The organism is Intestinimonas butyriciproducens (genome assembly GCF_016901775.1).
In the GTDB taxonomy this organism is placed as follows: Bacteria; Bacillota; Clostridia; order Oscillospirales; family Butyricicoccaceae; genus Pseudobutyricicoccus.
Window position 1 is genome coordinate 18,028 of the sequence record NZ_JACJKW010000018.1, and the last position, 13,287, is coordinate 31,314.

Consider the following 13,287-nt stretch of genomic DNA (forward strand, 5'->3'; position numbering starts at 1 on the left):
GCCCTCAAAGTGGCAAAAGCCACTTTTTCGAGTTTCTGCAAGGGTCTGCATGCAGCCGATTGGCTGCTTTCTGCGGCTAATCGGCCACACTTGCCCCTTGAGTGGTGCAAAAACCGGCGCACAGGTCTGGGGTTTGCGGATTGATGAAGGGGAGGGCGAAAGTGCCGTTTACACGACAGAGGTTTTTCGGCAGTCTGCTAAAATCTTTCGTTTTTCGAAAGGAAAAATTCACCCTTTGTTCGTTTGTTTTCCCCGGTGATAAGTGGTAAAATAGTAACAGGAAAACACCCACGAAGAAAGTCAGGTGCGCCTATGAAAAACAAAGGATTGATCGCCTTTTTCACCGCTTTATCCCTGGCAGCCACCCTTTCCCTGCCGGTTCTTGGGGCCGATGCCCCTTCCGACTGGGCCAAAGCCGAGGTGGAAAGCGCCATCTCCCAGGGCCTTGTGCCCCGTGAGATGCAAAGCAGCTATCAGACCCCCATCACCCGGCAGGAGTTCTGCCGCCTGGCCGTGACCATGGTGGAAGTGGTGGAGGAAAAACCCATCGCCCAGGTGCTTTCCGACCAGGGCCTGGAACAAAAAGAAAACGCCTTTTCCGATACCCAGGACGATGACATCGAAAACGCCTGCGCCCTGGGCATTGTCAGCGGCTATGAGGACGGCACCTTCCGTCCCCAGGGCAGCATCAAGCGCCAGGAGGCGGCCAAGATGCTCTATGAGACCGGTAAGGTGCTGGGATACACCGGCTCCGGGGGCGCCCTCACTTTCGCCGACCGGGACGACATCGCCTCTTATGCGGTGACGGCGGTGAAGTTCGCCTCTTTCTCCGGCGTGATGAAGGGCGTGGAGGACGGCCGCTTCGATCCTCTGGGGCTTTACACCCGCCAGCAGGCCTACATCACCATGGACCGGCTTCTTTCGGTGCTGGAAGGGGAGAGCGGGGAGAAAGAGCTCACCGCCACCCAGATCTTCAGCCAATGCTCTCCGGCGGTGTGCTATGTGGAGGTCTATGACAGCCTGGGGCAGACCATCGGCACAGGCAGCGCCTTTGCCGTAGCGGAAGACGGCAAGCTGGTCACCAATTACCATGTGATCCAGGATGTATACGCCGCCCAGGTGAAATTCCCCGACGGCAAGACCTATCCGGTGGAAAGCGTGCTGGCCTATGATGTGCAGCGGGATGTGGCCGTGCTGCGCATCGACGCCCAGGGCCTGACAGTCCTGCCTTTGGGCGATTCCGATGCCCTGGTCAGCGGCCAGACAGTCTACACCATCGGCAGCCCCCAGGGGCTGGACAACACCATTGCCAACGGCATCGTCTCGGCCACCAACCGGGTGGTGGACGGTCAGAACTACATCCAGACCACCGCACCCATTTCGCCGGGCAGCAGCGGCGGCGCGCTGGTGGACGGTTTCGGCCGGTGCGTGGGCGTCACCAGCGGCACCCTCAGCGGCCAGAACCTGAACTTTGCCGTGCCCATCAACGATGTGAAAGCATATCTGGAAATCAATCAGCCCATCACCCTGGAAGAGCTGGCCCAGAAAAGCAGCCAGGTCACCGGCCTGCAAGTGACTCTGCTGGGGAAGAAGGCCACCTACACCGGCCAGGTGCTGGGCGGGGCCACCCCCCACGGAGAAGGCCGGGCCGAATGGTCCGACGGCAGCTATTATGAAGGCTCTTTCCAGTATGGAGCCCCCTGGGGCCAGGGGACTTATTACAAAAGCCAGGACCAGAGTCTGTATACCGGCGATTTCTATGCCGGGTTCGCCCAGGGAGAGGGCGTGCTGAAATACGGCAACGGCGACCGGTATGAAGGGCAGTTTGCCGGCGGACAGATGCACGGCAAAGGCACCTACACCTTCAAAAGCGGCGACCAGTATGTGGGTCAGCTGGCTTTCGGTACCTTCCAGGGGGAGGGGACCTACACCTACGCCACCGGGGAGAAATACATCGGACAGTTTGAAAACAACAAGTTCCACGGCTATGGCCGCTTCTATGGCACCACCGGCCTGCTGGAACGGGAGGGCTATTGGGAAAATGGCTCCTTCAAGGGGGGAACCCAGGCCGCCTGACCCAGGGCTTTTCAGAGCCGGGGCCGTTCCTCCCTTGTGATGCGGAAGAGGATGTGCTCTGTGTCCCGGAGCTTTTCCCCGTAGTGTACCTTTTTCCAGGGAGTCATTCCCACTCTACGGGCCACATTCTGGGAGGGCCGGTTGTCGTGCTTGATGATGCTGTACAGGGCCGGGGCCGCAAGAACATCAAAGCCATAGTCCCTCGAGGCCCGGGCCGCTTCGGTGGCATAGCCCCGGCGCCAGTGGCGGCGCTCAAACAGATAGCCGATCTCCCAAAAGGACAGCCCGTCCACCTCCTGGGGCACAAGGCCGCATTGGCCGATGACTTCCCCATTTTCCAAAAGCTCCGCCGCCCACAGCCCCACCCCGAAGCGGGCATAACGGCGGATGTTTTTTTCGATCCACACCTGGATGTCCGGCAGGGAAAAGGTGCGTTCATAGGCCACCATGGCCACAGGGTCGCCCATGGTGCGCAGAAGGGCCGGGGCGTCCTCCGGGGTGAGGGGGCGCAGCCGGAGACGGGGCGTGACGAGAGAAAAATCGGGGAACATCCAAAAGACCTCTTTTCCGCCGGTTGATTTTATTCCGGCAATGGTTTATCCTAGTAAGAAGGGAATACCCTGCTTTTTATGATGGACAATAGGAGAAATTTTGTCAAAGGGAAGACGGATACGATATGAATATTGATTTTGGTGCGAAATTCAAGAAATGCCGCAAGGACAAAGGATTGAGCATTGCCATGCTGGCCGAAAAGGCCGGGGTCAGCCCCGGTATGATCAGCCAGATCGAGCGGAATACCACAGTGCCTTCCATTTATGTGTTCTGGAAACTGTGCAATGCTTTGGGGGAGAGCGTAGCCTCCTTCTTTGAAGAGGATAAGCAGAAGAACAAGGTGACCCTGGTGCGGGCCGGGGAGCATCGGACGGTGTCCGGCGCCGGAAACGAGTACGCCCTGCTCACCCCCGATCCCGACCGGCGGATCGAAATGTACAAGGTGGTGTTCCACCGCCAGCCCGACCAGAAGCCGGTGCTGGCTTCTCACGAGGGCGCCGAGTGCGGGTATATCATCTCCGGCACTCTGCGGGTGATCACCGAGGAGAAGGAGTATGTGCTCCGCCCCGGCGACAGTATTTATTTTGAAAGCACCATTCTCCATTATCTCCAGAATGCCGGGGATGAGGAAGAGTGTGTGGCCGTCTGGGGCGAAGTTCCCTTCACCTGGTAGTGGCGAGCCGCCACGGCCATACTGCGCTGCCGCGCCCGGTAACAGAACGAAGGCTGGTTGCATGATTGGGTGCGGGAGCACCCCTTGACTGCCCAGGCACTGGGCCGCTGCCGCGCTGGGCAACAGAACGAAGGTTGGTTGTGTCCACCCGGGCAAAGAGAGGAACGGGTCCAGCGTCACGCTGGTCCGGTGTCCGGACGGCGGCGTGGCGCCGCACCCAAAACTCGCTGAAGGCTGTATGCGTTGCGAGCCTTGTTGCTCCGGCGCTGGCGGGCCAACGCCGGTAGGGGCCGGGGTGCAATCCTGGCAGCGTGCCGCAGAAAAGGTTGGTTGTATTCACTTGGCACCGGCGGGGGCTCCGCCTGGGGCGCGAAAAAGGTCGGGGAAAAACCTAGTTTTTCCCCGAGGGCCAGCGGCGGCGTCAGCTTCCGATAGGATCGTTATTTCGGTCTTGCGCCGAAATAACACGCCGCGGGTGGCCCAGGAGGGGCCCAGCGGCTTTCGCCGCTGGGAAGTCCGGTGTCCGGACAGCCATATTTTCTTTGCCTGTGTGCGTTGTTTTTGCCCAGGCAAAGAGAGGAACGGGTCCAGCGTCACGCTGGCCCTTGTGAGGTGATTTTTTGAATTTAGAGCATTATAACTCCTATTTGGAGGTGGACTTGGGCAAGATACGCCGGAATGTGGAGCGCATCCAGCGTCACATCGGCCCGGGGCGCGGCATGATCCCGGTGGTCAAGGGCAACGCCTATGGCCTGGGTACCGTGGAAGTGGCCCGGCTGATGCACGATATGGGGATGGGCCTTTTAGCCAACGCCCATATTGCCGAATCCATCCAGATCCGCAAGGCCGGCATCCCGGTGGATCTGATGATTCTGGGGGCGTTGCCGCCCCATGCCGTTCCCTATGCCGCCCAATACGGCCTTCAGATGACGGTGTTCAACAAAGAAGGGGTGGACCTGTTCAGCCGGGCCTGCCGGGATGCCGGTCATACCGGCCAGGTACATATCAAGATCGAAACCGGCCTGGGACGCATCGGCGTCAAGCCCGGCGCCGATCTGGAAAAATTGCTGGATCATATCGCCCAGGCAGGAAACCTGGAGGTGGTGGGGGTCTTTACCCATTATGCCACCGCCGGACAGCGGGGGAGCGAATATGCCAAAGAGCAGTTCGCCCTCTTCCAGAAGGGACTTTCCCAGGTGCAGGCCCGGGGCATCCAGCCCCAGTATATCCACACCGCCAACACCGGCGCCACCATCTGGTTTGAAGAGAGCTACTGCACCCATGTGCGCTGCGGCAGCCTGTACCTGGGTTACAGCAATATCAAAAACCACGAAAACCCCCTGGGGGTGGAGGAACCGGCCACCTGGCGGGCCTTTATCACCAACATCAAGGATCTGGAGCCGGGGGAGAGCGTGGGCTATAACCGGCACTTTATCGCAAAAGAAAAAACCACCGTGGCCACGGTGGATGTGGGGTATAGCGCCGGCCTCAACCGCAATCTGGCCATGACCTATGGCCCGGTGCTGGTGCATGGACACCGGACCCGGTACCTGGGTGTGTGCATGGATCAGTGTTTTGTGGACATCACCGGCATCCCCTGCCAGCTCTATGATGAAGTCACTCTGCTGGGATGGGATGAGGGGCAGCTGCTTTCTCTGTTCCAGCTGGCCGACCATGTGCAGCAGAACGTGCACAGTCTGCTGGCTTCCATCAACCCCAATATCGTGCTGCGGGTCTACCGCAGATAAGGAAGGGCAGCCTCCGGCCGGTGGGTCGGGGGCGGTTTTTTTGAAAAAAAGGAGGGCCTTGCCATGAAAAATACCACCCTTTGCTATGTGGAGCAGGAGGGGAAATACCTGATGCTGCTGCGGAACAAAAAGAAGCAGGATGAAAACGCCGGCAAGTGGATCGGGGTAGGGGGGAAGTTCGAGGAAGGGGAAAGCCCCCAGGACTGTCTGCTGCGGGAGGTGCAGGAGGAGACCGGCCTGCGCCTGACCCAGTACCGGTTCCGGGGCATTGTGACCTTTGTCTCCGACCGGTATGAAACCGAGTATATGCATCTGTTCACCGCCCATGGCTTTGAGGGTGAGCTGACTGCCTGCGACGAAGGGGAACTCAAGTGGGTGGAAAAGGACAAGGTGCTCTCCCTGCCTTTGTGGGAAGGGGACAGGGAGTTTCTCCGGCTGCTTCGGGAGGATGCCCCCTTCTTTTCCCTCAAGCTGGTCTATCAGGGGGACAAGCTGGTGAGCAGTGTATTGACCCAGTGCCTGGGCTCCCATACTGCGCTCCCGCGCTAGGCAATAAAACGGAGAGAAAGGCAAAAAAACTCCCCCAATGGGGGAGTTTTTCTTTTTATGCAGTTGGCCAGGACTGCATGATAGCCCCTTCCAGGGATGGCTCGCCAGCCCTGGACCGCTCAGGCTCATAGCGCATACAGCCTTCAGCGAGTTTTGGCTGTCCGGACACCGGACACAGTAAATTCCTGGATTCCCATATAACCGGGGGCGATGGCGTATTTGGGGAACACGATGACCACCTGGCCCTGGTCGTTGAGATAGAAGGGCTGATCCGGCTCAATGGTCCGGAAGGCAAACTCATCGTCAAACTCGTCCTCGTTGTCCAGGGAATAATACATGGCTCCCGGGTCCTGGGCCAGCTTTTTGGCCATGCCTTCTTTCACCGCCTGGTTGCACAGGTCGATGTAATCCGGCCCCAGAAGCCCTTCCAGGGTGAGATCTTCCCCGGTTTTCAGATCGACGTTATAAAAATACTGCTGGGTGTAGGCGTTGGCCCCGGTGATGGTGGAATTGAGCACAAAGGACACCACTTCCGGGGTGGTGTAGTGGATCTGATAGTCGATCTCCACCTTCATTTTCCAGAAATCCGGGTCTCCCGGCTGCTTGGTAGCGTTGTAGGCCGTGAGATATTCCTCCGCCATGCGGGTGGCTTCCTCTTCCAGCTCATCGATCTTGTCGGCAATGCGCTGGTTGATCTCCTTGTCCAGCTGGCTTTCGCCGGTGCCGCGGATGGCAGGCACCCGCACCTGGATATCCTTGGCTTCGTCCACCTCATGGCTTTCCCGGAAGGTGAAAAACTGGGCCACATCCCCCAGAAAAGGCACTTCATACAAGCTGGCGGCCCAGGCCGGGGACAGGTTGACCGACAGGGCAAACAGCGCAGCACAGGCGGCGCAGGCCGTCAGGGTCCGGGCCGCAAAACGAATGGGCCGCCTGGGGGGCCGCAGGGCCTTCTGCACCCTTTTTTCCAGCTCCGGGGGCACAGGAATGCTCTCATGGAGTTTTTTCAGTTCATGGGGCGTCATTGGCTTCCTCCTCCAGATGCAGGCGAAGACGGCCCAAAGCCGCCTTCAGCCGGGATTTCACCGTGTTGATATTGGTATCGGTGACCTGAGCGATCTCGGAAAATTTCATGTCGGAAAAAAAGCGCAGCATGACCACCGTTTTCAGCTGGGGCTCCAGCCGGTCGATGGCGTCGTGCAAGTCCATCTGCTGGGCGGTATCCGGGGGCAGAAGGGCGGGCAATTCCTCCAGCGCCTGTTGCAGCGGCAAAAGCTCCCGTTTGTTTTTTCGCAGATAAGTCAGGCTCTCATTGACCAGAATCCGGTAAAACCAGGTCTTCATATATTCCGGCTGGCGCAGAGAGGGCAGGGCTCGTAAGGCCTTTTCCAAGGCCTCCTGTACCACATCCATCGCACCGTCCTGGTCATGGGTATAGCGAAAGGCCAGACGGTAAAATTCCTGTTGACGCTGGGTGACAAACTGGATAAATTCGTCCCGCAGCCCTTGATCCTTCTTTCTCATGGTGTGCCCTCGCCGGGGTGAAAGGGGGGTTAGCCCATGGCCTCTTCCATGATCTCCAGGGCTTTGTCGCTGTCCGAAGAGACGCACAGCGCTACCGTCTGCCCCTTGGCATACAATGCGGCGTCCTCGATCTTGGGCACTTCGGTGGGGACATAGTTCTGAAAATCCTCTTTCAGCCTGTTCAGATGGTTTTCTTTCAGCACTGTGCGGATTTCCTGGGCGCCTTTTTCATCGCCGGTCTGGAGCACCACCACTTCCTCTGCGGTGGCCCCGGTGCCCAGGTAAATGGCGCAGTCATTTACCTTGCTTTCATAGCTTTCCAGCCCCAGCACCGTGAGAGCGGCGTCCTTGTCGGTCTCCTCCAGCTTATCCTGGAAGGAGATGCCCTCCAGAAGCTGGCTGGCAAGCTTTGAGGGGTCGGGGTTTTTGGCTTCTGCTTCTTTCTTCTGGCAGCCGCCCAGGCACAGGGCGGGCAGAAGGCAAAGGGCGAAAACCGCCCGGGATTTTATCTTGAACATGGGTTTCATTACCTCCCCCAGATATGGGTGTTCACATAGGAAAACCAAATGCCATAGGCCTCCTTGGTGATATGGATGCCGTCGGAAGAATACTCAGCGGGCAGAGCGCCTTGTTCATCGCAAAGGGCGCTGTGGGCGTCCAGGAACAGAGCGTGCTTTTCGGCGCACATCTGCCGGATCAGCTCATTGAAATGCTGGAGCCTGGGAATGTTGAAAGTGGAATCCTTCTGGGAACGCTCGGCGGTCACCGGCAGAATGCTCTGCACATAGATGGTGGCCGAGGGCTGCATGGCCCACAGCCGGTCGATGAGAGCACTGTACCGGGTGATAAACTGCTTTTCGCTGCCAAAGCCCAGCTCATTCATGCCGAACATCAGATAGATCCGGTCAAACTGCCGGCTCCCAAGGGCCTGCTCCACCGAGATGCGGCCCGAGCCGGAAACCACCACCGGTTCGGTGAGGGCATTGGTTACCGTCAGGCCGTTTTTGGCATAGACCGTGGCGCCGGGGATGATGCCGTAGCGGGCGATGCCGTCGGTGATGGAGTTGCCGATGAACAGACTGTTCTGAAAGTCCCCTTCGGCTCCCGGGGCGCTTTCAGGCACCGGCTGGGAATAGTCATAAGGGGTCTCCGGCGGGGGAGAGGGTTCTTCCTCCTGGGGGATCTCCTGCTGGAAGGTGTCGGTTTGTTCCCCGTCTTCCGGGGAGACTTCTTTTTCTTGGGTATTTTCTTCGCCGTCCGGGGATGGTTCCTCCGGTTCGGTGGTGGTGTCCGGGGCATCGGGCACCGAATGGACAGGAAGGCGGACGATGGCGGAAACAAGGCTCACCCCGCCCAGGCACAAAAGCAGCGCCACTGCTGCCAGCAAAGCCCGGCGCCGGCGGCGACGGCGAGCGCGTAAGGTTTTTTTCATAGCATGTATCTCCAAAACCGTTGTGGCTGTCTCTTTCTGATTGATTAGACGGACACCGGGGACAAAAAGTTTGCCCCCGGTGAAAAAAAGAGGGAAATTTTTTTACAGGGCCAGCAAAGCCTGGTCGGCCCCTTGTTCCCGGAGAGGGCAAAGGCGGCCGTGGGAAGAAAGCTGGCGGAAGCATTGGCCGCAGCCGATGCAGGGGGCACGGTGGGAAGGATTTTTTTGCACCTTCTGCAGAAATTCCGGCTCACACACAAAGGGACGGCAGAAAGACACCAGGGGGAAGCCTGCATCCAGGCAGGCCTGGGCGTCATTGCCCGAGCGGATGCCCCCCACCAGAATCAGGGGCAGGCCGGCCTTTTGCAGCGCTTGGGCCTGCTTCAGATAGTAAGGCCCGGCGGAAGGGGGGAAGGCCCGGAAATTGCAGCCGCTGATCTCGGCGGCCAGGACGCCCAGTTTTTTGCATTCTTCCAGAAGGAGAAGCAGCTCCTGCTCGTATTCTTCTTCCAGCCCGGGCTGGGGCAGGTTGCAGTTGACCTTGATGAACAGGGGAAAGTCATTGCCGCAGGCCTGCCGCAGAGCACGCAGCACTTCCAGAGGGAAGCGGATGCGGTTTTCGCCGCTGCCGCCGTATGCATCCTGCCGGCTGTTTTCCAGCGGGGAGAGGAACTGGGAGAGCAGATAGCCATGGGCCAGATGGAGCTGCACCCCATCCATCCCTGCTTCTTTGGCATAAAGGGCGCTGCGGACGAAAGCCTGTTTTAAGTTTTCCAGCTCCTGGAGGGAAAAGTCCGAGGGGCCTTTGCCGCCGGGGGCCTTCAGGCCGGCGTGGCTGATCTGCATGGCCATGCAGGCCCCTTCTCCATGGACGCTCTGGGCGATTTTCCGGAGCATGGGCAGATTTTTTTCGCTGTCCAGGCCGTTTTGCAGGGGAGAGGCCTTGCCCTCCGGGGATACATAACAATGGGCGCTGAAAATCAGCCCCACATTCTGCCGGGCCAAAAGGGTGTAAAGAGCCAATTCCTGCCGGGTCATCTGGCCCTGGGCAGTGCCCAGATCGTCCTGGGTGGCCGAGCGGACGGCTCTGTTTTTCAAAGAAAGTCCCCCCAGATGCAAGGGGGTGAAGAGCGATGTCACAAAAATCCTCCTAATCGGTGTTTTTTCCCTGGATGAGTATGTTATAATGAATATGGTATAATAACCGCAAAGCGGTTATTATACCGGATTTTTGCGGCCGTTTTCTCGTCCCGTTTCCGGGACAACCGAAAACATGGCCAATATACCATGCCGCATTGGCGTCATGGTATAATGTTTTCAGACCCGCCGGAATACATGGGGCGGGAGGACAGAAAAATCCACATTGTACGACCATTTTATACAGTATATCACACCCCAAAGCAAAGGGGAAGGGACCCCTGGGCCAAAAAACAGAAAAATTTTTTGACCCATGGAAAAAAAGGAGAAGAAACCACCAGGAGAGGAAAGAAATATGGAAAATTATAAAATATTGGAACACCGGTTTCCCTCGGCGGGAGGGCGGCAGCAGGTCTATGGCGTGGCCTATGTACCCCACCGGCCCCGGGGAATGGTGCAGATCGCCCACGGCATGGCTGAGCACATGGGCCGCTACCGGGAGTTCATGGATTTTCTGGCGAAAAATGGGTACATCGCCTTTGGCTGCGACCACATGGGTCACGGCAAAACCGCCCGCACCAAAGAAGAACTGGGGTATTTTGCCCCGAAAAAGGGGTTTGACCTGCTGGTGACCGACCTGCATCTGATGGCTATTTATATGCAGGGCAAGTATCCGGGCATACCCGCCTTCTTTCTGGGTCACAGCATGGGCTCCTTTGCTCTGCGGCTTTATCTGACCCGGTACGGGAAGGAGCTGCAGGGGGCCATTCTCAGCGGTACCGGCGGCAAGCAGGCCGGGGCGGCCCTGATGGGGGCGCTGTGCCGGAAGGGGGGAGGAAGCCCCAACCGGCTGGTGGACCGGTTGGCCTTCGGCAGCTTCAACCGGGGGATTGAAAACCCCCGCACCCCCTTTGACTGGCTGAGCCGGGATGAAGAGCGGGTGGCCGATTACATCACCGACCCCCTCTGCGGCTTTACCTTCACCACCAAGGGGTTCGGGGATCTGTTTTCTGCCATCGCCAGGGCGAACCGGTGGGAGACCTTCCGGCAGACCCCCGATCTGCCTCTGCTGCTCATCAGCGGGGACAAAGACCCGGTGGGGGCTTACGGAAAGGGCGTACGGCAGGTGGCGGAAAACTACCGCCGGGCCGGGCTGCACCATGTGGAGTGCAAGCTCTATCCCGGCGCCCGTCACGAGGTGCTGAACGAAATAAACCGGGAGCAGGTCTATCAGGATGTACTCCGATTTTTGCCAGCGTGACGCTGGACCCGTTCCTGTCTCCGGTGGGGATGCGTTGCTCGGCCTATTGTTCCGGCGCTGGCCAGCCAACGCCTGGAAAGGGGCCAATGTGCAATCCTGGCGGCGAGGCGCAGAAAAGGCCGGTTGGATGCAATGGGCCTTACAATCCCCCCTGCATGGCCTTGCCATGCTGTCCCCCTTTTGCACAAGGGGGGCTGCGGCGAGCCGCCGCTGGCAAAACTCTCTTTGCCTGGATGGACACAACCGGCTTAGCGCGGGAGCGCAGTATGGGTGCAGCGTCACGCTGGTCCGGTGGCCGGACGGCCAAAACTCTCCCAGGCTGTATGCTTTGTTGGCACTCCTGCTCCGGCGCTGGCCAGCCAACGCCGGGAAAAGCTGCCCTGCAATCCTGGCGGAGTGCCGCAGAAAAGGCCGGTTGGATGCAATGGGCCTTACAATCCCCCCAGCATGGCCTTGCCATGCTGTCCCCCCTTTGCACAAGGGGGGCTGCGGCGAGCCGCCGCTGGCGTAACTCTCTTTGCCTGGATGGACACAACCGGCTTAGCGCGGGAGCGCAGTATGGGTGCAGCGTCACGCTGCCCCGCCTGGGGCGCGAAAAAGGTCGGGGAAAAACCTAGTTTTTCCCCGAGAGCCAGCGGCGGCGTCGGCTACCGATTTGCAAGTTATTTTGGCTTTATGCCAAAATAACACGCCGCCAATAGCAAAAAAACAAGCCCTACGGAAAAATTCCGTAGGGCTTGTTTTTATTGCGGGCCTTTGCCGCAGCAAAGGCTCTGGCTCACTTAGTCGGCAGTGTAGGGCAGCAGAGCCAGGTGACGGGCGCGCTTGATGGCTTCGGTCAGCTGACGCTGGTGCATGGCACAGGTGCCGGTCATGCGGCGGGGCAGGATCTTGGCCCGGTCGCTGATATACTTGCGCAGTTTGGCAGTGTCCTTATAGTCGATGTGCTCCACTTTGTCCACGCAGAACTGGCAAACTTTTCTGCGGCGGCGCTCTCTCATGGGCCGCTCGCTTCTGGTTTCATTGGCCATTTGGGATGTCCTCCTTTTTCGAAAATTGGGTTAGAAGGGAAGTTCGCTGTCATCCGGGCCCAGCTCCGCAAAGTCGCCGCCCACAGGGGGCAGATCAAAGGGAACAGGGGCGTCACTCCCCGAGCGCGGGGCGCTGTCCTTCTTGGATTCAGCGAAGAAAGCTTCGTCCGCTACTACTTCCACCGATTTGCGTTTGTTGCCCTGCTTATCCTCCCAGGTACGGGTCTGGATCCGGCCGGAAACGGCCACCAGCATCCCTTTGCGGAACCATTTGGACACAAACTCCGCTGTGTTCCGCCAGGCCACGATATCCAGGAAATCGGTCTGCTTATCCTGACCGAATGTACGGTCCACCGCAAGGGTGAAGGATGTGACCGGGATATTGCTCTGGGTGTGACGCAGTTCCGGATCGGCGGTGAGCCGACCCATCAGAATCGCTTTGTTCAGCATGATAACAACGCTCCTTCCGCCCTCTTTAGTTCTGGGCGACGATCAACGAACGCATGATGCCGTCGGTGATGTTGTAGATACGGTCCAGCTCGTGGGGGAATTCGGGCTTGCTCTCAAACTCGATGAGAACATAGTAGCCTTCGTTCATGTCGTTGATGGGATAGGCCAGACGGCGCTTGCCCCACTCGTTGACATTGGTCACAGTGCCGTTATTTTCGATGAGAGTCTTGAACTTCTCGACCATAGCGGCAATGTTCTCTTCGCCCAGGTTGACATCCACGATGAATACGGTCTCGTACTTGCCTGTGATCTTCGGCATAATAAATCGCACCTCCTTTTGGACTTATGGCCCGCAGTACTCCCTGCGGACAAGGATAACACTAGAATATTATCCTCTGCGCACCCGAAAGTCAAGCACATTTTTTCTTTCCGGCTCTTTGCACAATATATCCTGTGAAAATCGGATGAAATTTGTGAAAAAAACTCTTTGCTTTTCCCCTTTTTCCGGCGTATACTGGGTGACAAATTCACAGCAGCGCAAAGACAGCGAAGAGAAGAGTAACCGCTTAGAGACCTTTTGACAGAGAGCCCGGGCAGCTGAAAACGGGCAAAGGGAGCAGGTGGCGAAGATGGTCTCGGAGTCGCGCCCCGAGGGGAAACATTCCCTTAGGCGGCGACGGGTTTGCCCGTTACAGCAATAGGGTATCGGCCTTTTTTCGGCCCGCACCCGAAGAGGCGCCTGGTCGTGAGGCCGGCGTGAATGAAGGTGGTAACGCGGAAGCTTTTGGCTCTCGCCCTTAACAGGATTCAGTCATCCTGGAGGGCGGGAGCTTTTTTTGTTCCCCCTCCGGGCC

At 58.4% G+C, this 13,287-nt stretch carries 14 protein-coding genes; 5 read left to right on the forward strand and 9 right to left on the reverse strand.

Annotation, left to right across the window (positions count from 1 at the left end):
• Window positions 1-312: 312 nt before the first annotated feature.
• Window positions 313-2,076: a trypsin-like peptidase domain-containing protein gene (locus H6A25_RS10015; RefSeq protein ID WP_204751985.1), complete on the forward strand. Its 1,764-nt coding sequence runs from the start codon at window positions 313-315 to the stop codon at window positions 2,074-2,076.
• A gap of 11 nt (window positions 2,077-2,087) precedes the next feature.
• Here the strand turns inward: H6A25_RS10015 and H6A25_RS10020 are convergent, their stop codons facing one another.
• Complete coding sequence (locus H6A25_RS10020; RefSeq protein ID WP_204751986.1) at window positions 2,088-2,627, reverse strand: GNAT family N-acetyltransferase; 540 nt, start codon at window positions 2,625-2,627, stop codon at window positions 2,088-2,090.
• Window positions 2,628-2,752: 125 nt separating this feature from the next.
• Here H6A25_RS10020 and H6A25_RS10025 point away from each other — a divergent pair, with 125 nt between their 5' ends.
• The 3 genes from H6A25_RS10025 (at window position 2,753) to H6A25_RS10035 (ending at window position 5,598) form a co-directional block, all read left to right on the forward strand.
• Window positions 2,753-3,301, forward strand: coding sequence for a helix-turn-helix domain-containing protein (locus H6A25_RS10025; RefSeq protein WP_204751987.1), 549 nt, complete (start codon window positions 2,753-2,755; stop codon window positions 3,299-3,301).
• A gap of 620 nt (window positions 3,302-3,921) precedes the next feature.
• Window positions 3,922-5,049: an alanine racemase gene (gene alr / locus H6A25_RS10030; protein WP_204751988.1), complete on the forward strand. Its 1,128-nt coding sequence runs from the start codon at window positions 3,922-3,924 to the stop codon at window positions 5,047-5,049.
• Between the two features lie 63 nt (window positions 5,050-5,112).
• Window positions 5,113-5,598 (forward strand): NUDIX hydrolase, encoded by a 486-nt coding sequence (locus H6A25_RS10035; protein WP_204751989.1) that lies wholly within the window; start codon window positions 5,113-5,115, stop codon window positions 5,596-5,598.
• A gap of 143 nt (window positions 5,599-5,741) precedes the next feature.
• Here H6A25_RS10035 and H6A25_RS10040 read toward each other — a convergent pair whose 3' ends face one another.
• The 5 genes from H6A25_RS10040 to H6A25_RS10060 form a co-directional block, all read right to left on the reverse strand.
• The gene (locus tag H6A25_RS10040; RefSeq protein WP_204751990.1) at window positions 5,742-6,623 is read right to left on the reverse strand and encodes a DUF3298 and DUF4163 domain-containing protein; all 882 of its coding nucleotides are present in this window, start codon (window positions 6,621-6,623) and stop codon (window positions 5,742-5,744) included.
• On the reverse strand, window positions 6,610-7,122 hold the full coding sequence (locus H6A25_RS10045; RefSeq protein WP_204751991.1) for an RNA polymerase sigma factor: 513 nt from the start codon (window positions 7,120-7,122) through the stop codon (window positions 6,610-6,612). Before H6A25_RS10045 ends, H6A25_RS10040 begins: the two co-directional genes overlap by 14 nt.
• A gap of 29 nt (window positions 7,123-7,151) precedes the next feature.
• Window positions 7,152-7,640: a DUF4358 domain-containing protein gene (locus H6A25_RS10050; RefSeq protein WP_204751992.1), complete on the reverse strand. Its 489-nt coding sequence runs from the start codon at window positions 7,638-7,640 to the stop codon at window positions 7,152-7,154.
• Window positions 7,641-7,648: 8 nt separating this feature from the next.
• Complete coding sequence (locus tag H6A25_RS10055) at window positions 7,649-8,554, reverse strand: GDSL-type esterase/lipase family protein (protein WP_204751993.1); 906 nt, start codon at window positions 8,552-8,554, stop codon at window positions 7,649-7,651.
• A 102-nt stretch (window positions 8,555-8,656) separates the two neighbouring features.
• Entirely contained in the window at window positions 8,657-9,694 is a 1,038-nt protein-coding gene (locus H6A25_RS10060) for an NADH:flavin oxidoreductase (RefSeq protein ID WP_204751994.1), read from the reverse strand.
• 352 nt (window positions 9,695-10,046) lie between these two features.
• Here H6A25_RS10060 and H6A25_RS10065 point away from each other — a divergent pair, with 352 nt between their 5' ends.
• Window positions 10,047-10,952, forward strand: a complete 906-nt coding sequence (locus H6A25_RS10065) for an alpha/beta fold hydrolase (protein ID WP_204751995.1) — start codon at window positions 10,047-10,049, stop codon at window positions 10,950-10,952.
• A 782-nt stretch (window positions 10,953-11,734) separates the two neighbouring features.
• Here H6A25_RS10065 and rpsR read toward each other — a convergent pair.
• Genes rpsR through rpsF form a run of 3 tightly spaced genes read right to left on the reverse strand, consistent with a single transcriptional unit; the run spans window position 11,735 to window position 12,752 of the window.
• On the reverse strand, window positions 11,735-11,983 hold the full coding sequence (gene rpsR, locus H6A25_RS10070; RefSeq protein ID WP_204751996.1) for a 30S ribosomal protein S18: 249 nt from the start codon (window positions 11,981-11,983) through the stop codon (window positions 11,735-11,737).
• Between the two features lie 30 nt (window positions 11,984-12,013).
• Window positions 12,014-12,433, reverse strand: coding sequence for a single-stranded DNA-binding protein (locus H6A25_RS10075; RefSeq protein WP_204751997.1), 420 nt, complete (start codon window positions 12,431-12,433; stop codon window positions 12,014-12,016).
• 25 nt (window positions 12,434-12,458) lie between these two features.
• Entirely contained in the window at window positions 12,459-12,752 is a 294-nt protein-coding gene (gene rpsF, locus H6A25_RS10080) for a 30S ribosomal protein S6 (protein ID WP_204751998.1), read from the reverse strand.
• Window positions 12,753-13,287: the final 535 nt, after the last annotated feature.